This window comes from Mesorhizobium sp. M0195, from assembly GCF_040322115.1.
Classification (GTDB): Bacteria; Pseudomonadota; Alphaproteobacteria; order Rhizobiales; family Rhizobiaceae; genus Mesorhizobium.
Genome location: NZ_JAMYSV010000012.1, coordinates 91,651 through 109,130, shown reverse-complemented (window position 1 = coordinate 109,130; position 17,480 = coordinate 91,651). Strand labels below are relative to the sequence as shown.

The 17,480-nt window shown below is 62.5% G+C and carries 14 protein-coding genes; 9 read left to right on the top strand and 5 right to left on the bottom strand.

The window, feature by feature from the left end; translation table 11 throughout:
- A complete protein-coding gene (locus tag NKJ12_RS21890) occupies positions 1–1,395 on the bottom strand; it encodes a M48 family metalloprotease (protein ID WP_352508566.1) in 1,395 nt (464 codons plus the stop codon).
- A 145-nt stretch (positions 1,396–1,540) separates the two neighbouring features.
- On the opposite strand from NKJ12_RS21890, the gene NKJ12_RS21885 reads away from it, so the two are divergent.
- Together NKJ12_RS21885 and NKJ12_RS21880 are read left to right on the top strand one after the other, a co-directional pair.
- Complete coding sequence (locus NKJ12_RS21885) at positions 1,541–2,689, top strand: pyridoxal phosphate-dependent aminotransferase (protein WP_352705053.1); 1,149 nt, start codon at positions 1,541–1,543, stop codon at positions 2,687–2,689.
- 11 nt (positions 2,690–2,700) lie between these two features.
- The gene (locus NKJ12_RS21880) at positions 2,701–3,666 is read left to right on the top strand and encodes a glutaminase (protein ID WP_254817099.1); all 966 of its coding nucleotides are present in this window, start codon (positions 2,701–2,703) and stop codon (positions 3,664–3,666) included.
- A gap of 96 nt (positions 3,667–3,762) precedes the next feature.
- Here NKJ12_RS21880 and NKJ12_RS21875 read toward each other — a convergent pair whose 3' ends face one another.
- Positions 3,763–6,759 carry an Rne/Rng family ribonuclease gene (locus NKJ12_RS21875; RefSeq protein ID WP_352705051.1) on the bottom strand — a complete coding sequence of 999 codons (2,997 nt, stop codon included), beginning with the start codon at positions 6,757–6,759 and terminating at the stop codon, positions 3,763–3,765.
- Positions 6,760–7,427: 668 nt separating this feature from the next.
- Between NKJ12_RS21875 and NKJ12_RS21870 the strand changes: the two genes are divergently transcribed.
- The 6 genes from NKJ12_RS21870 (at position 7,428) to NKJ12_RS21845 (ending at position 14,902) form a co-directional block, all read left to right on the top strand.
- The gene (locus NKJ12_RS21870) at positions 7,428–8,690 is read left to right on the top strand and encodes an N-acetylmuramoyl-L-alanine amidase (protein ID WP_352508563.1); all 1,263 of its coding nucleotides are present in this window, start codon (positions 7,428–7,430) and stop codon (positions 8,688–8,690) included.
- Positions 8,691–8,904: 214 nt separating this feature from the next.
- Positions 8,905–11,361 carry a penicillin-binding protein 1A gene (locus NKJ12_RS21865; protein WP_352508562.1) on the top strand — a complete coding sequence of 819 codons (2,457 nt, stop codon included), beginning with the start codon at positions 8,905–8,907 and terminating at the stop codon, positions 11,359–11,361.
- A gap of 166 nt (positions 11,362–11,527) precedes the next feature.
- Positions 11,528–12,659 (top strand): peptide chain release factor 2 gene (prfB, locus tag NKJ12_RS21860; RefSeq protein ID WP_254817103.1). Its coding sequence is split into 2 segments (ribosomal slippage): positions 11,528–11,593 and positions 11,595–12,659, totalling 1,131 coding nucleotides; the frame shifts between segments, so codons are not numbered across the junction.
- A gap of 470 nt (positions 12,660–13,129) precedes the next feature.
- A complete protein-coding gene (locus NKJ12_RS21855; protein WP_352508561.1) occupies positions 13,130–13,516 on the top strand; it encodes a hypothetical protein in 387 nt (128 codons plus the stop codon).
- Positions 13,517–13,711: 195 nt separating this feature from the next.
- On the top strand, positions 13,712–14,080 hold the full coding sequence (locus tag NKJ12_RS21850) for a GFA family protein (protein ID WP_254817105.1): 369 nt from the start codon (positions 13,712–13,714) through the stop codon (positions 14,078–14,080).
- 174 nt (positions 14,081–14,254) lie between these two features.
- Positions 14,255–14,902: a YiaD family glycine zipper/OmpA-like lipoprotein gene (locus NKJ12_RS21845; protein ID WP_254817106.1), complete on the top strand. Its 648-nt coding sequence runs from the start codon at positions 14,255–14,257 to the stop codon at positions 14,900–14,902.
- A gap of 90 nt (positions 14,903–14,992) precedes the next feature.
- Here NKJ12_RS21845 and NKJ12_RS21840 read toward each other — a convergent pair whose 3' ends face one another.
- Positions 14,993–15,265 carry a DUF2798 domain-containing protein gene (locus NKJ12_RS21840; protein ID WP_352508560.1) on the bottom strand — a complete coding sequence of 91 codons (273 nt, stop codon included), beginning with the start codon at positions 15,263–15,265 and terminating at the stop codon, positions 14,993–14,995.
- A gap of 48 nt (positions 15,266–15,313) precedes the next feature.
- On the bottom strand, positions 15,314–16,198 hold the full coding sequence (locus NKJ12_RS21835) for an NmrA/HSCARG family protein (protein WP_352508559.1): 885 nt from the start codon (positions 16,196–16,198) through the stop codon (positions 15,314–15,316).
- A 120-nt stretch (positions 16,199–16,318) separates the two neighbouring features.
- Between NKJ12_RS21835 and NKJ12_RS21830 the strand changes: the two genes are divergently transcribed.
- The gene (locus tag NKJ12_RS21830) at positions 16,319–17,212 is read left to right on the top strand and encodes a LysR family transcriptional regulator (RefSeq protein ID WP_352705049.1); all 894 of its coding nucleotides are present in this window, start codon (positions 16,319–16,321) and stop codon (positions 17,210–17,212) included.
- 25 nt (positions 17,213–17,237) lie between these two features.
- On the opposite strand, the gene NKJ12_RS21825 is transcribed toward NKJ12_RS21830, so the two are convergent.
- Complete coding sequence (locus NKJ12_RS21825; protein WP_352705113.1) at positions 17,238–17,402, bottom strand: YjiS-like domain-containing protein; 165 nt, start codon at positions 17,400–17,402, stop codon at positions 17,238–17,240.
- Positions 17,403–17,480 lie beyond the last annotated feature (78 nt).

Below are 17,480 nucleotides of genomic sequence, written 5' to 3'. Positions count from 1 at the left end.
TCACTTCTTCTTACCTGATGGTGCGTAGTTTATAATGTCCTGCGCGCGAAGCCAGCCCGGCTCGCCCCGCTTCATGCTCTGCTGCGCCCGCATGGCGAAGATCTTCGCATTCTTGTAGTCGCCGGAATAGAAATGCCCTTCGGCGGTTGCAAGCTCGGCGGCCGGGATGTTGCCGAGTTCCCCGTAAGCCTGTGCCAGATAGCGGTATCCGTCGGCGTTTTCGCGATCCCGTCCGAGGCCGGTGTTGATCTGCGCCACTGCCTTCTTCAGCGAATCCGCCGTGCCGATGGCCATCAGCGCCTGGCCGTAAGAGACCGGCAGCAGCCCGGATCGCGCCGGATCGAGGCTGACCGCCTTGGCATAGGCGTCGGCAGCATCCTTCGGCCGGTTCGCCTTCATCAGGATGTCGCCGCGCAATTCCTGGAAATACGGGTTTTTCGGCTGTTCCTTGATCAACGCGTTGGTCTTGGTGAGCGCCGAAGCCAGATTGCCGAAAAGATAGGTCATCTGCGCGTCGCCATAGCGCGAGGCGAGGCTGCCGGGGTTCTTGCGCATCAATCGTGACGCCGCCGCCTGGCCTTGCATGTAGGCGGCGATCTTGATGCGCATCATATCGTGGCGCTGCTGTAGTGCCGGCGGGTCGACCTTGTCGACGTAAGGGCTCTGCTTCACCAGCACTTCGAGATTGGCGATACGCTCCTGCGGCATCGGATGGCTGATGCGATAGGGATCGACTTGCGCGCCCGAGAGCGACAATGCGTTCTGGAAACGGCCGAACGTCTTCAGCATGCCCATGCCGGACTGGCCGGTTGCATTCAGATAAGCGATTGCCGAACGGTCGGCGGTCATCTCTTCGGTGCGCTGATAGGCGAGGATACTGCGTTGCGCCATCTCGCCGCCGCCGGCCATCACGCCCATGCCGGCCCCAGCGAGGCCGCGGCTGTTGCTGGTGGCGCCGGCAACCATGGCGCCGGCGCCAAGCAGCGTCGCCAGTATCGCCATCGTCTTGGCACGCTCGAGCTGCTCGCGCAGTTTCTGCTGATGCCCGCCGGCGATATGGCCGGCCTCGTGGGCGATGACGCCGATGATCTCGTTGGGCGTTTCGGCCGTCATCAGCGCGCCGGTGTTGATGAACATGCGGCGGCCGGCAACAAAGGCGTTGAAGCTCTGGTCGTTGACCAGCACGATGTTGATGGCGTCGCCCGACAAGCCGGCCGCCTTGAAGATCGGCCGCGCGTAGTCGCGTACCAGCGCCTCGATCTCGGCATCGCGCACCACCGGCACATTCTGCGCAAATGCATCGACCGAGCCGGCCATGGCGACCACCGCCGCAAGCGCAAGCGTCGCGAAGGCGCGCGCTGTCCTGGCGATCGTCGATTTGGGTCGGCTCAACATGGCAGGTCCACTGGTAGACGAGTGGGCGAAGGATGAAAAGTCGGCAGCCTAAACTTACCGAACTTGTGATCCCCACACCAATCGGGCATTTGTGCGGCGCGGCCAGCATGGCCGGCACGCGCGGACAAGTGTGGTGGATTGAAAAATGACTGTTTCGCTTTCGCGCCGCGGCGCGGTCGAACCGTTCCACGCCATGGACATCCTGGCCGAGGCGAATCGGCTGAAAGCCAAGGGCCTGCCGGTCGTATCCATGGCCGTCGGCCAGCCTTCCGATCCGGCGCCGGCCGGGGTTCGCGAAGCGGCGGCCAATGCCTTGAAAGCAGGCCGCATCGGCTATACCGACGCGCTGGGCCTCGCCGGTCTGCGCAAGGCGATCGCGGCGCACTATGGCGAGCATTACGGGCTTGACGTTTCGCCCGAGCGGATAGCCGTCACCACCGGATCGTCGGCTGCCTTCAACCTTGCTTTTCTGGCGATGTTCGATCCAGGCGATCGCGTCGCCATCGCCGCCCCCGGCTATCCGGCCTATCGCAACATCATGGCCGCGCTCGGCATCGACATCGCCGAGATCGAGTTGGACGGCGCCGCCTATCTCCATGCCGAGCACCTGCAAGCCGCGCATCGCGAAAAACCTCTGAAGGGCGTGCTGTTCGCCAGCCCGGCCAACCCGACCGGCGCGGTCATTCCCGCCGGCGATCTCGAGGCGCTGGTCAAGACGGCGCAAGAGCTCGGCATCGCCGTAATCTCGGACGAAATCTATCACCGGCTGGCCTATGCGGCGCCAGACACGACCGCGCTTTCTTTCGGCGCGGATGTGACGGTGATCAATTCCTTCTCGAAATATTATTGCATGACCGGCTGGCGCATCGGCTGGATGGTGCTGCCGCAGGAGCTGGTGCGGCCGGTCGAGCGCATCGCCCAGAGCCTCTACATCTCGCCGCCCGAGCTGTCCCAGATTGCCGCGATCGAGGCGTTCAAGGCGACGCCAGAGCTGGAGGCGGTGAAGGCGCGCTATGCCTGGAACCGCGAGCTCCTGATGCAACGCCTGCCGGAGCTAGGCTTTGCTTTGGCCGCGCCCATGGACGGCGCGTTCTACGCCTTCTGCGACGTCACCAGGCACACCAATGACAGCATGGCGTTTGCGCGCCGGATGCTGGCCGAGGCGCATGTGGCGGCGACGCCCGGCCGCGATTTCGACCCGCTGCAGGGACATCGCACGATGCGCTTTTCCTACGCCGGCAGCCACGACGACATGGTCGAGGCGATGGCGCGTATCGAACGCTGGCTGAAGTAGGGGGGGCGACGATGCCGGAGCTTGAACAGGCGTCTCAACTTGAACAGGCGCCCCAGCTTGAACAGGCCTTGCGCGAGGTCGCCACCGAAATGGCGGAGCGTACCGATCGCGGCGACGTCGCCAGCTATATTCCCCAGCTCGGCAAGATCGATCCGAAAAAATTCGGCATCGCCGCGGTGACCAATGACGGCCGCGTGCTGACCGCGGGCGACGCCGACGAGGCGTTTTCAATCCAGAGCATCTCAAAGGTGTTCACGCTGACGCTGGCGCTCGGCAATGTCGGCGACGCGCTGTGGCAACGGGTCGGGCGCGAACCTTCGGGCAATCCGTTCAACTCGATCGTCCAGCTCGAGCACGAGAACGGCATTCCGCGCAATCCATTCATCAATGCCGGCGCCATCGTGGTCTCAGACATCCTGCTTGCCGGCCATCAGCCGCGCGAGGCGATCGGCGAGATCCTGCGCTTCATCCAGTTCTTGGCAGATGACGACACGATCATCGTCGACCGCGAGGTCGCGGCGTCCGAACGCGCCACCGGCTTTCGCAATTTCGCGCTCGCCAATTACATGAAATCGTTCGGCAATCTCCACCATGCGCCGGAACTGGCGCTGGGCGTTTACTTTCACCATTGCGCTATCGCCATGAGCTGCCGGCAACTGGCCCTGGCCGGCCGCTTCCTCGCCAATGGCGGCAAGAACCCGGCGACCGGGCATTCCGTCGTCTCGGCAGAGCGCGCGCGCCGCATCGGCGCGATGATGCTGACCTGCGGCCACTATGACGGCTCCGGCGACTTCGCTTTCCGCGTCGGCATTCCCGGCAAGAGCGGCGTTGGCGGCGGCATATTGGGAATCGTGCCGGGCGTCGCCTCGCTTGCCGTCTGGTCGCCTGGCCTCAATGCCAACGGCAATTCCAGGCTGGGCTCGATCGCGCTGGAAAAACTGGCGAAGATAATGAACTGGTCGATCTTCGCACCATAGTGTCGTCGCCTGCAATTGGGGCAAAAAAATCCCGCGCAGCCGATCGGCGACGCGGGACTTTTCCAATCAGAAAGTCTGGCTAATGCACGCAAAGGCTTAGAAAAAGCCCTTCCGCTGCCACCAGCCGGCACGCTTTGGCTTGTCCTCGGTCTTTGCTTCCTCGGTCTTTGCCTCGTCGGCGACGATCGAGGAGACGACCGGCACGACCGGAGCATCCACCGGTACGGGCTTGCGGCGCGACGGCCGGACCTTCGGCGTTTCCTCGGCAGCCGCCACTTCGGTCTCCGGCGACACCGGCGCGGGGGTCTCGCCGGAAGCCACGGAGGCGGCCTCGGCAGCCGATGTCTCGGCGCCCGCAATCTCGGCAACTGCTTCCGCCGCAACCTTCTTCGGCTTGGCGGCGCGGCGCGGCTTCTTCGGCTTTTCGGCGCTCGGCATGTCGTCGTTCGCCGGAGCAAGCACCGCAAGCTCTTCGGCCGGCGGGGCACCTTCCGGTTCGCCGGTCACGGGCTCTGCTTCCGACACGGCACCTTCCGTCATGGCGGCTGGCTCGCCGGCGCTGGCTTCGACGCTGTCCTCGCCGTCTTCACGGCGATTGCGCTTGCCGCCGCGCTTGCCGCGCCGGCGCTTCTTGCCGTGACCGTCGTCCGCCGCTTCCGCCGTTTCGGCAACACCGGCCGGCGCTTCACGTTCCGCTTCGGCGCCGTGGTCGCCGTCGGCTACCAAGGCATCGTCTGTCGGCGCCGAAACGGAAGCACCTTCCACAGCAGCGCCATGTTCGCGGTCCCGGTGTTCACGATCCCCGTGTTCACGATCCCCGTGTTCACGATCGCCGTGTTCACGATCCTTGCCGCCGCGCCGTCTGCGGCGCTTGCGGCGCTTGCGATCGCGGCCTTCGCCGTCCTCGCCCGACCTTGGCTGCTGCGGCTGCTGGGCAGGGCGTGTTTGCTCGGCCTGCACCGGTGCCTCGTCTTCCTCCTCGATGACGATCTCGTCCTCGGGTTCTTCCGGCTCGACATAGGCCGGGAAGGTGCGCGCCTCGACGAAGCCTTCCGGCTTTTCGGCCAGCGCACCGCGGAAGATGGCATAGTGTTGTGCACCGACCGTATCATCGGCTTCGATGGTGATGGTCACACCGAAGCGGTGCTCGAATTCCACCAGCGTGCCGCGCTTGTGATTGAGCACATAGAGTGCGGTCGCTGCCGGCGTCCGCACCGTGATGTGGCTGCGCGAATCCTTGAGCAGGAATTCCTCGATTGCCCGTACCACCATCAGCGCGACCGACGAATCGGAGCGCACATGGCCGGTGCCGCCGCAATGCGGGCAAGGCTTCATCGTCGATTCCAGCACGCTGGCACGGATGCGCTGGCGCGACATTTCCATCAGGCCGAAATGCGAGATGCGGCCGACCTGGATGCGGGCACGATCGTTCTTGAGGTGATCCTTCAGCCGCTTCTCGACGGAGCGGTTGTTGCGGTTCTCCTCCATGTCGATGAAGTCGATGACGATGAGGCCGGCGAGATCGCGCAGCCTCAATTGCCGGGCGACTTCCTCGGCAGCTTCCAGATTGGTGTGAAGCGCGGTGTCCTCGATCGAGTGCTCCTTGGTGGAACGGCCCGAATTGACGTCGATGGCGACCAGCGCTTCCGTCTGGTTGATGATGATGTAGCCGCCGCTCTTCAGCGTCACCTGCGGCTGCAGCATGCGGTCGAGCTGCGCTTCGATGCCGTTGCGCACAAAGATCGGCGTCGTGTCGCGGAACGGCTGAACCACCTTGGCGTGGCTCGGCATCAGCATGCGCATGAAGTCCTTGGCCTCGCGGTAGCCTTCTTCGCCGGAAACCAGGATCTCGTCGATATCCTTGTTGTAAAGGTCGCGTACCGAGCGCTTGATCAGGCTGCCTTCCTCGTAAACCAGGGCAGGGGCCGTGGATTGCAGCGTCAGATTGCGGACGTTTTCCCAAAGCCGCATCAAATATTCGTAGTCGCGCTTGATCTCTGCCTTGGTGCGGCTTTCGCCGGCCGTACGCAGGATGACACCCATGCCCTGCGGCACTTCGAGATCGGCGACCACTTCCTTCAGCCGCTTGCGGTCCTGCGCATTGGTGATCTTGCGCGAAATGCCGCCGCCGCGCGCCGTGTTCGGCATCAGCACCGAATAGCGGCCGGCCAGCGACAGATAGGTGGTCAGCGCCGCGCCCTTGTTGCCGCGCTCTTCCTTGACGACCTGCACCAGCAGGATCTGCCGGCGCTTGATCACTTCCTGGATCTTGTACTGGCGGCGCACCGGCTTGCGGCGGTTGCGCACTTCTTCCAGCGCGTCTTCGGCGCCGACCGATTCGACCTCGTGATCGTCCGAATGCGAGGATTGCACCTCTTCCAGCATGCCGCGATCATTGTCTTCGGAGGTTGCCTCGCCGCTTGTCTCGGCCCCGCCCGTCTCGGCTTCGCTTAGCTCGACTTGCGGGACGGCTTCCGAGATTACGTCGGCATCGACGCTGGCAGCGATGGAACTGGAACCGCCTTCGGACGGCTCGGTCTCGCCGCGATCGGCGACTTCATCGCTCTGTCCGGCGGCACCCTCGCTCTGTCCAGCAACGTCGGACATGGTTTCGCCATTGTCGGTAGCGGCATCCAGCTTTTCTGCGACGGCACCTTCGCCGTTCTCGCCGTCGGACGCGCCTGCCTCGTGCCTGTGCTCGCCGCGGTCACGGCTCTTGCCGCCGCGCCGGCGTCCGCGCTTGCCACGGTCGCGGCTCTGGCGGTCCTCGCCTTCGGCGGCTTCCTCGTCCTCTTCGTCCTGGGCTTCCTGTGCTTCCGCACGCAGCAGCGCCTGACGGTCGGCGACCGGAATCTGGTAGTAGTCGGGATGTATTTCACTGAAGGCGAGGAAACCGTGACGGTTGCCGCCATATTCGACAAAGGCTGCCTGCAGGGAAGGTTCGACGCGCGTTACGCGGGCGAGATAGATATTTCCTTTGAGCTGCTTCTTGTCCTGGGATTCAAAGTCGAATTCTTCAATTCGGTTACCGCGAACGACGACAACGCGTGTTTCCTCCGGGTGGGAGGCGTCTATCAGCATTTTGTTGGGCATTATTTCGTTTCCTCCCGGCAGCCGTCGGCCGCAGCTTGCGGGGCAATGCCCGCTGCCGTGGACCTGGAACATGAGTGCCGGACAATTGAACGTCCGCCGGCCGCTGCCTGAGCGCCATGGCGGTGCCGCCCGCAGCCGTAGTGGCGCGGTTTGTTGCGGACCTTTCCATGATTGCGCTTGAAGCCATCGTCACCAGCAGAACCTTTTGAACCAAAGCCCGGGAAAAACCGGACCAGCTTGTTTGCTCATACAGAGCCGGCACGGGACAATCCCGGCCGTTTTGCTCACGCAGGCGATTCCCCCGCCACGGGAGCACGCCTGCGAAAATCGTCGCGATCACCGATGCCTTCTTCGCCTGAAGCGAAAGGAGCCGTCTTGCGTCTGACCTGTAGCAGGAAGCTGCGGAGGAGGACGGTTCCAGGATTGCAGTGATCCACCATCGCTTTTATGATTTGGCAGGTTGGAAGGCAACCCCGATTCCCGATGCCGGCAAAAAGCCGTTCCGCAGCGGAAGCACAGGTCCCAAGCCTTCCATGAAAAGGCTTGGTTAACCTTCTCTGGATACCAATCGTTAATCGAGTTCGCGGCCTGCCGGCACTTTGACAAGCAACAGGGCCCTTCGACAAGCGGTCGGGCATGACGCCAAAACGGGAGCGACTGGTAGAAAGATGGGACTGGCAAGCTTCGCAGACAAGGGCCGTCATCATGGAGGCTGGTTCTTCCGCACCGCCTGCCTGCTGTCGCTGATCCTGGCTTGCCTGGTCTTTTCGCCGCTTTCGCGTGCTGCCGACGCACCGCTTGCTGCCACAAGCTACAAGATGGCCGGCGATGCCACCAAGATGCGCATCGTCATCAATTTCGACCGCGAGCCCGACATCAAATGGTTCCTGCTGCGCGGCCCCGATCGCCTGGTCATCGATCTGCCGGCCACGAGATTCGCCCTCAATGCCAAGGACGTAAAGCCGCGCGGGCTTGTCCGCGCCGTGCGTTACGGCGAGCTCGGCGAGGGGAAATCGCGGCTGATTCTCACCGGCAAGGGACCGTTCGCCGTCGACAATCTCGACGTGCTCAAGAACGGTGACGGCAACGGCTACCGCATCGCCATCGACATGTCGGCGGCCTCGCAGCGAGAATTCGACGCAGCGCTCGCTAATCAGGCGCTGACGACCGGCTCGACGGTCTCCGCCGACAAGGCCGGCAGGGTCGGTACCGGGCCGGTCTCCAATCCGGGCCATCGTTTCACCGTCGTCGTCGATCCCGGCCATGGCGGCATCGACGGCGGTGCCGAGGGCCTGAACGGTACGGTCGAAAAGAACGTGACGCTCGCCTTTGCCATGGAACTGCGCGACAAGCTCGCCGCCAGCGGCAAATACGACGTGTTCCTGACGCGCGAAACGGACGAGTTCCTGCGGCTCGACGACCGCGTGCGCATTGCCCGCCAGCATGAGGCCGACCTGCTCATCTCGATCCATGCGGACACGATCAGCCTCAAGGGCATTCGCGGTGCAACCGTCTACACCGTGTCCGACAAGGCTTCCGATCCCGAGGCGCAGGCGCTTGCCGACCGTGAAAATCTTTCCGACCAGTTCGCCGGCATGGAGATCAAGGACGACAGCAAGGAAGTGACCGATATCCTGATCGACCTGATCCGCCGCGAGACGCATAATTTTTCGATGAGCTTCGCCCATACTCTCGTCGGCCAGCTTTCCACCAGCGTCGGTCTGATCAACAACCCGCAGCGTTCTGCCGGCTTCAAGGTGCTGAAGGCGCCGGACGTTCCATCCGTGCTGGTCGAACTCGGCTATCTGTCGAACGCCAAGGACGAAGCGCAGTTGCTCAGCGCCGATTGGCGCAACAAGGCGACCCAGAGCATAACCAATGCCGTTGCCCTGTTTGCTTCGGCCAGAAGCGGAACGGGGGCCGGAGGCTGAAATGCCCACCGGCGCCCACAACCTGAAGCAGCGTTGCACGGCGACAACACCCTGTGCTTTTATTTCCGGCATTCGAAACCGAAATCCCGCGCCGCCGTATTTTGCCCACATGGTCGCGACATGGATTTTGCGATTACGGTTTGGGATCGTCCCGAAAGCTTGCGTGAAGGGCGGCTTCGTTTAGGAAATTCCCGAACCAAGGACTGGAGCGGGTATGATTCGTCTCATTGGCTATTTCTTCGGCATCGGCACGACGCTGGCCCTTTTGGTCGCGGCGGGCGTGGCGATCTATATCGGCCATTTGTCGAAGGACCTGCCCGATTATGAGGTGCTGGCCAAATACGAGCCGCCGGTGACGACCCGCATCCACGCGTCGGATGGCGCGCTGATGGCCGAATATGCGCGTGAGCGGCGGCTTTATCTGCCGATTCAGGCGATCCCGGATCGTGTCAAGGCGGCCTTCCTGTCGGCCGAGGACAAGAATTTTTACAATCACCCCGGCATCGACGTGACCGGCCTTGGCCGCGCCATTGTCGTCAACCTGCAGAATGTTGGCTCGGGAAAGCGCCAGGTCGGCGCCTCGACGATTACCCAGCAGGTGGCAAAAAACTTCCTGTTGTCTTCGGATCAGACCTACGAGCGTAAGATCAAGGAGATGATCCTCGCCTTCCGCATCGAGCAGGCCTATTCGAAGGATCGCATTCTCGAGCTCTATCTCAACGAGATTTTCTTCGGCTTCGGCGCCTATGGCGTCGCCGGTGCTGCACTCACCTATTTCGACAAATCGGTGAACGAGCTCACCGTTGCCGAAGCCGCCTATCTCGCCTCCCTGCCAAAGGGGCCGAACAACTACCATCCCTTCAAGCATGCCGATCGCGCCTTGGAGCGCCGCAACTGGGTCATCGACCAGATGGTCGAGAACGGCTACGTCACGCATGAAGAAGGCGAGAAGGCCAAGGCCGAGCCGCTCGGCGTCACGCCGCGCCGCACCGGCAACTATCTCTTCGCCGGGGAGTATTTCACCGAGGAAGTGCGTCGCCAGATCATCGCGCGCTATGGCGAGAATGCGCTCTACGAAGGCGGCCTTTCCGTCCGCACGACGCTCGATCCGAAGATGCAGCTGATTGCCCGCAAGGCCATGCAGAACGGTCTCATGAAGTTCGACACGTTGCGCGGCTACCGCGGGCCGGTCACGAGCATCGACATTTCCGGCGACTGGGGCGTGCCGCTCGGCAACGTCAAGCGATTGGAGGACGTGCCGGAATGGTCGCTCGCCGTCGTGCTCGACAGCTCTGCCACCGGCCTGTCCATCGGCCTGCAGCCGACGCGCCAGATCTCCGGTGAAATCGTCAAGGACCGCGTCGAAGGCACCGTCAGCAAGGAAGACATGAGCTTCGCCATGCGCCACGTCGTCGACGGCAGGACCGTCAAGGCGAAGTCGCCGGCCGACGTGCTGAAGCCGGGCGACGTGATTTTCGTGCAGAAGAACGAGGGCTCGGACAACAGCTACAGCTTGCGCCAGGTTCCCGAAGTGGAAGGCGGCCTGATCGCCATGGATCCGCATACCGGACGTGTCCTGGCCATGGTCGGCGGTTTCTCCTACGCGCAGTCGGAGTTCAACCGGGCGACGCAGGCCATGCGCCAGCCCGGATCGTCGTTCAAGCCGATCGTCTATTCGGCCGCCCTCGACAATGGCTATACGCCCGCCTCCGTGATCATGGACGGGCCGATCACCATCCAGAGCGGCAACACGACCTGGACGCCCAAGAATTACGACGGAACGGTTGCCGGCCCGGCGACCTTGCGCTCCGGTATCGAGAAATCGCGCAATCTGATGACGGTGCGGCTTGCCAACGACATGGGCATGAAGCTGGTCGTGGAGTATGCCGAGCGTTTCGGCGTCTACGACCATCTGGCGCCGTATCTGCCGATGGCGCTGGGATCAGGCGAGACGACGGTGATGCGCATGGTGTCGGCCTATTCGATCATGGCCAATGGCGGCAAGTCGATCAAGCCGTCGCTGATCGACCGCATCCAGGACCGCTACGGCAAGACCGTCTTTAGGCAGGACGAACGCGGATGCTCGAACTGCAACGCCGCCGAGTGGCAGAACCAGCCAGAGCCGGAGCTGGTCGACAATTCCGAGCAGGTGCTCGATCCGATGACCGCCTACCAGATCACATCGATGATGGAGGGCGTCGTGCAACGCGGCACCGGCGCCACCATCAACGAGCTCGGCCGTCACATCGCCGGCAAGACCGGAACGACCAACGACGAAAAGGATGCCTGGTTCATCGGCTATACGCCGAACCTCGTTGTCGGCCTTTATATGGGCTACGATCAGCCGAAAGGCCTTGGCAAGGGCGCGACCGGCGGCGGCCTCGCCGCGCCGATCTTCAAGGATTTCATGCGCGTGGCGCTGGACGGCACGCCCAATGTCGACTTCAAGGTTCCGGAAGGCATGAAGCTGATTGCGATCAATCGGAAGACCGGCATGCGAGCCAACGCGGGCGACGCCGGAACCATCATCGAAGCCTTCAAGCCGGGTACCGGTCCCGCCGACAGTTATTGGGTGATCGGCATGGGTGCGGACGGCTCCAACGCCACCGGCGGGGCGCTGTCGCCGCAGGCCAACCAGGCCATCCAGTCGGGCGGCGGCGGGCTCTACTGATAATCGCTGCATCGGGTCGGACCGGCTTGACGATGATGGTCGAGCCGGTCCATTCCGCTTTACAGGGGCCGGTACATTACAGGGCCGGCGCTTTACAGGAGACTGTGCCGTCCCTATGTATCGCGCCACCAAACCGCCATCCAGCAACAGGACAGAACAGCCAGCCATGCGCGCGGAAACGCAAAACATTGTCGACGAGATCAGGCAGGCAATCACCCTGCTGAGGAGGCATCTTTGACTGGGACCAAGCCATAAAGCGGCTTGAATACCTGAACGTCCGTGCCGAGGATTCGAGCCTCTGGAACGAGCCGCTGGAAGCGCAAAAGCTGATGCGCGAGCGTCAGGGCCTCGAGGAAGGCATTGCCGCGGTCAAAGGCCTCACCCAGGCCCTGGAAGACAATATCGGCCTCATCGAGCTTGGCGAGGAAGAGGGCGACGAGGGCGTCATCGCGGAGGCCGAAGCGGCGATCCGCTCGATGCGCGGCGAGGCCAAGGCGCGCCAGATCGAGACGCTGCTGTCGGGCGAGGCTGACGCCAACGATAGCTATCTGGAGGTCCATGCCGGCGCCGGCGGCACCGAAAGCCAGGACTGGGCCTCGATGCTTCTGCGCATGTATACGCGCTGGGCCGAGCGCCGGCGCTTCAAGGTCGAGGTGCTTGAAGTGCATGACGGCGAAGAAGCCGGCATCAAGTCCGCCACGCTGCTGATCAAGGGCCACAACGCCTATGGCTGGCTGAAGACGGAATCGGGCGTGCATCGTCTCGTGCGGATTTCGCCCTATGACAGCAATGCGCGCCGCCACACCTCCTTCGCCAGCGTCTGGGTCTATCCCGTCATCGACGATACGATCGACATCGACGTTTCCGAATCCGACGTCCGTATCGACACGTATCGGTCGTCGGGATCGGGCGGCCAGCACGTCAACACCACCGATTCGGCGGTGCGCATAACCCATCTCGCCACCGGTATCGCGGTTGCCTGCCAGGCCGAGCGCTCCCAGCACAAGAACAAGGCCAAGGCCTGGGAAATGCTGCGCTCGCGGCTTTACGAGGAAGAGCTGAAGAGGCGCGAAGCGGTGGCGAACGCCACCGAAGCGTCGAAGAGCGATATTGGCTGGGGCCACCAGATACGGTCCTACGTGCTGCAGCCCTATCAGCTGGTGAAAGATCTGCGCACCGGCGTCGAGAGCACCAGCCCGTCGAGCGTGCTCGACGGCGACCTCGACGATTTCATGGAAGCCTCGCTGTCGCAGCGGATCGAAGGTGGCGCCGGCGAAACGGTGGCCGATATCGACTGAGGCGCCGGGCACCAATCCGGCAGGAACGTGGGTTCATCACGCGAGCGTTACGGCCACCGCGCGAGAGTGACGAGCTCTCAATTCGCACTTACCTGTCGTTCTACAACTTTGTTTTTCATCGGATTCTTCAAGATCGATTTCCGCTTTTGACGCGGATGTCGCCGGCCGCCGGTGCCAAGCCTGGAACCAGCGCGAGCCAAATCCCGTTATTGGCGATCCCGTTGCCGGGCTTGACCAGGTTTCGTCAATCAGGGCGGCAGGTTGGTTCCGACTGCAGAGGTCGGCGTTCGGTTGCGACAGCAATTGCTTGCGCCAGCCAAGGAATCAGCCCAGCATTCATGCGCTGGGGAGGAAAAAGCATTTATGGCCGGACGCGGCGTATCTGCGACCTGACGATCCGGCCACTGGGAAGACACGTTCCGGGAACGGGCAAGCGAGATGCTTGACAACCGTTGATAGGAACTGCGCTCATGCCTGCTCTCACAACCAGACCGGCCTCAGTCGCCCGCACGGCGCGCCGACTCCTGAATTCACTTGTCGCGGCAGTGGTTTTGATTGCTGCCGCCATTCCATTTGCGGCGCCTGCTCTGGCGCATGATGCCAAACCGACCGCGGCCATGCCGCAAGGCTGGAGCTATCCGTTCTCCTGCTGCTCGGGCTATGATTGCCGCGAGGTCTCTCAGACATCGATCAGCGAACGTCCGGAGGGCTATGTCATCAAAGGAACCGGGGAGGTCGTGGCCTATAGCGACAAGCGGATCAAGAATTCGCCCGACGGCGAATATCATTGGTGCTCCGTTGCCGGTGCCAATGACGGAAAGACCATCTGCCTGTTCGTGCCGCCATCGTCCTATTAGCGCATGACGCCCAAAGCTTGCCGACGGGTGACCCGAGGGTGTGCGGCGGCTTTGGATCGATGAGCCTTCGATCGGCACTCCAGCACTGTTAACCTGTGCATCGCAGGCTCACAGGCCTGCTGACCGGCAGTTGTCAGGAGCGTTTCTTTATGCTGCCTTTGCCGTACGGGCGGCGGCATTGTGAGGGACCAATTCATGACCATCAAGGCAAGCTGCCACTGCAAGGCGACGACATTCGAGGTTTCGCAAGCGCCGCAGACAGTGACGCGATGCACCTGTTCCTTCTGTTCGAAACGCGGTTCGTTGTGGGCCTATTACACCCCATCGCAATTCAGACTCACCAGCCCGCCGGAGAATGTTTCGTTCTACCTGTGGGGATCGAAAACCATAAAACACGGTTTTTGCGCCACCTGCGGCTGTGGCACCTTCACCGAGACGCCGGACTGGTCGACAGGCGAGCCGAATTTCGACAATCCGAAGATCAGCGTGAACTCGCGGCTGTTCGACGATTTCGATCTCGACACGGTCGAAGTGGTGGTCATCGACGGCAAGAATCTCTGGTAGCCGGTCGAATTGCGGTGGTCGCACGAGCCGCCGCAGGCGTGTGGAATTGGGCCGGGAAAAGCCGCGGCAACGGCTTTTGCTGGTCCGCTTTTCGCCGCATTTCATGTTACAAGTCGCTGGAACGGCTGATGCGGTGCGCCGTTGCGCGGCCGTGGAATGGAGAGGGACCACCATATGAAAAAGATTGTGCTCGCCGTCGTGGCGACGGCTGTGCTCGTGAGCGCATGCACCACCGATCCCTACACCGGGGAACAGAAGGTTTCCAACACCGCTGCCGGCGCCGGTCTCGGTGCTTTGGCGGGTGCCGGGCTCGGCATGCTAGCCGGCGGTAACGACCGCCGCAACGCGCTGATCGGCGCGGGCATCGGCGCGCTTGCCGGCGGTGCCATCGGTGCCACCATGGACCAGAACGAGGCCGAACTGCGCCGACAGCTTCAGGGCACCGGCGTCAGCGTCACCCGCACCGGCGACCAGATCATCCTCAATATGCCGTCCGACATTACCTTCAACGTCGACCAGGACGCGGTGAAGGCCGGTTTCTATCCGGTGCTGAATTCAGTGGCCCTTGTGCTGAAAAAGTTCCGCCAGACCACGGTCGACGTGTTCGGCCACACCGACTCGACCGGCAGCGACGAGCACAATTTCGACCTGTCGCAGCGCCGTGCTTTGGCGGTCGCCAACTATCTGTCCGGACAGGGCGTCGATTCCCGCCGCTTCGCCGTCACCGGCTTCGGCAAGACGCGTCCGATCGCCTCCAACGCGACCGCTGCCGGCCGGGCTCAGAACCGCCGCGTCGAGATCCAGCTGTCGCCGCTTACCTGAGGCAAGCGCACAAACCGGCAGCGGCCTCGCAAGGGGCCGCTCTAATGGCTAGGCCGGCCCTATGGCCGCCGGCACCCTTCATTCGTGATGTCAGGACCGGGCCGGTTGATCGACAATCGCGGCAACGATCCGGCGCACGATCGGAAGCACAATCAGCAGACTGGGAAACGCAACAAGCCATGAAGCGCCCCATGCATAGCTCCAGGCCGCTATAAACCCGTTGGTCCAGCCTGCGCCGATTGCCGTCGAAACCGCCGAGACAATCGACGACATCAGAATCGAAAGAACCAACGGCATCACCACCGCGCCGTAGGAGGGCGGCAGCTTTTTCAACTTGAAGGCTTGGTCCGGTGATGCTTGCATCGAAGTCTCCTAATCAGAAAATATGCGTAGGCGTTATTGTGAGGACGATCAGGCGGCATATGCCGTCTGCAGCGCCAGTTCCCGAATGAAGCTTCGCAGCGAACGCGGCTCGCGGCCAAGCACGGCACGCAACGTCAGGCTGTTCCCGCCGAGGCCGTATTTGGCGTAGTGGCTGTGTACTTTGGCCAGCATCTGCAACTGCCTGTCGGTATAGGGAAGGCGGGCCTTCGCCGCCCAGTCCTGAAATGTCGGCTCGCCCGCCGAAACCGGCCGGCCAAGCGCTTCGCTCATCATGGCGACGACCTCTTCGCGGCTGTGCATACCGTCGGCGCACAGCTCGAGGGTCGCATAGGACAAACGCGCTTCGGTCAATGCGATTGCCGCCACTTCAGCCACATCGCGATAGTCGACGCGGGCGAGCTTCGCCGTCCTTGGAAACGGCTCGGCGAAAACGCCGTGCTCGACGACGGACGGCCAGGCCGCCGCGATATTTTGCATGAAATTGGCCGGGTGCAGAATGGTGTATTCCATGTTCGTCGAATAGAGGGCAGCTTCGACGGGTACCTTGCTTGCATGGTTTTCCAGCCTCGTATTGGTCGGCTGGATCACCGACGAAAAGACGAACTTTCGAACGCCCGCTCGCGCCGCTGCCTCAACCATGGCAACCCCCATGGCGGCTTCGTCGGCAGCAAAGGCCGGTCCGATGTGAAAGACACCGTCGACACCTTTCACGGCCTGCTCAAGGCTCTGATGGTTGCGCAGATCTCCGATCGCGATCTCGGATGCGCCGGCTTTCCGGGCTTTTTCGGCACTCGCGGCGTCACGAACAAGCGCCCGAATCCTGGCATTGCGGCGGACGAGTTCAGGCACCACCAAACCGGCAACGCGGCCTGCGGCGCCTACGACCAGGACGGTTGGACTGGGTGTTCGCATGACGATCTCCTTCCCTCGAGTCTGCCTTTCGGCCTGTGCAGGGAAGATAAAATCTAGCGGACTGCGTTACAATTCATCGATTTTGCGATAGTTTATCCCGATTTTCGGGAGAAATAGGCGATGAGCCGGATAGACGATTTCGAAGCCTTCATTGCCATTGTCGAGCATGGCAGCCTGACGGCTGCCGCACGCCGGCTGAACCGTTCGCTGCAGTCGGTCAGCCGGTCCCTGGCGACATTGGAGGAATCGATCGGGGTCGAGCTTCTGCACAGGACCACACGCCGCTCGACGCCGAGCGAAGCCGGAGCGGCCTTTTTCCAGCGCATCAAACTCGCCGTCGAGGAGATTAACGAAGCCAGGCTTCAGGCGGCCAACCGACGATCCGAGCCGTCCGGCATCCTGCGCATGAGCGCCCCGGTTCTGTTCGGCCCGGACTTCCTCGTGCCGGTTATCGCCGACTATATGCGCACATATCCCCGGGTCGAGGTTGACCTCCAGCTTTCCGATGAATTTGTCGATCTCGATGCCGAGGGTCTCGATCTGGCGGTAAGGATCGGCAATTTGCCGGATTCCAATTTACGTGCGAAGCGCCTGGGCGCACTGCGGCGCGTGGTGTTCGGCGCACCTGCCTACTTCCAGCAACACGGCCGACCGGCCCATCCGCTCGAATTGCGCGAGCATGAATGCATCGTACGAACCGATGACGGCCGCCCAGGCGAATGGATGTTTCAGATAGAAGGCAAGCCCCGGCCGGTGAAGGTCGCGGGCACCTTCCGGTCAAATTTGATGATATCGATCTATGCAGCCGCGGTTCACGGATTGGGTTTGGGCTACTCGCCGCTTTGGCAGGTAAAACACCTGGTGGACGACGGCCGCCTGGAACTGGCTCTGACCGAATTCGAGCCAGTGCCGGTGCCGATACACGCCGTGTGGCCGGAAGGCAGATCATCCTCGGCCAAAGTCCGCGCTTTTCTGGACCTGTTGGCATCCCGCCTGGAACTCAAGAACCTTTAGGCGCAGACCAAACTCAACGCCGAGCTTACCTCATTGACATCAAGTTCGTGACTAGAACAGCCGTGGCGGCATCGAGTGCGGGTTGATGGACGTCCGAATGACCGATGTCCTTCAACTGATCGGTCGTCAAATCTGCCAGTGCCCTCCGTCTTGCGGCGGTCCGCCGCCATCCCGTGAAGGCAGCGATCATCATTGCTGCGCCTTTCAAGCTAGACCCAAGCAAGCGTTTGGACATGCTGCGGGCGGCGCGAGTTTCCGAGTGAGCCAT

Excerpts from the sequence above, each read along its gene's own strand:
- NKJ12_RS21890 (WP_352508566.1), bottom strand. The coding sequence starts at position 1,395 with ATGTTGAGCCGACCCAAATCGACGATCGCCAGGACAGCGCGCGCCTTC.
- NKJ12_RS21885 (WP_352705053.1), top strand. The coding sequence starts at position 1,541 with ATGACTGTTTCGCTTTCGCGCCGCGGCGCGGTCGAACCGTTCCACGCC.
- NKJ12_RS21880 (WP_254817099.1), top strand. The coding sequence starts at position 2,701 with ATGCCGGAGCTTGAACAGGCGTCTCAACTTGAACAGGCGCCCCAGCTT.
- NKJ12_RS21875 (WP_352705051.1), bottom strand. The coding sequence starts at position 6,759 with ATGCCCAACAAAATGCTGATAGACGCCTCCCACCCGGAGGAAACACGC.
- NKJ12_RS21870 (WP_352508563.1), top strand. The coding sequence starts at position 7,428 with ATGGGACTGGCAAGCTTCGCAGACAAGGGCCGTCATCATGGAGGCTGG.
- NKJ12_RS21865 (WP_352508562.1), top strand. The coding sequence starts at position 8,905 with ATGATTCGTCTCATTGGCTATTTCTTCGGCATCGGCACGACGCTGGCC.
- NKJ12_RS21855 (WP_352508561.1), top strand. The coding sequence starts at position 13,130 with ATGCCTGCTCTCACAACCAGACCGGCCTCAGTCGCCCGCACGGCGCGC.
- NKJ12_RS21850 (WP_254817105.1), top strand. The coding sequence starts at position 13,712 with ATGACCATCAAGGCAAGCTGCCACTGCAAGGCGACGACATTCGAGGTT.
- NKJ12_RS21845 (WP_254817106.1), top strand. The coding sequence starts at position 14,255 with ATGAAAAAGATTGTGCTCGCCGTCGTGGCGACGGCTGTGCTCGTGAGC.
- NKJ12_RS21840 (WP_352508560.1), bottom strand. The coding sequence starts at position 15,265 with ATGCAAGCATCACCGGACCAAGCCTTCAAGTTGAAAAAGCTGCCGCCC.
- NKJ12_RS21835 (WP_352508559.1), bottom strand. The coding sequence starts at position 16,198 with ATGCGAACACCCAGTCCAACCGTCCTGGTCGTAGGCGCCGCAGGCCGC.
- NKJ12_RS21830 (WP_352705049.1), top strand. The coding sequence starts at position 16,319 with ATGAGCCGGATAGACGATTTCGAAGCCTTCATTGCCATTGTCGAGCAT.
- NKJ12_RS21825 (WP_352705113.1), bottom strand. The coding sequence starts at position 17,402 with ATGATCGCTGCCTTCACGGGATGGCGGCGGACCGCCGCAAGACGGAGG.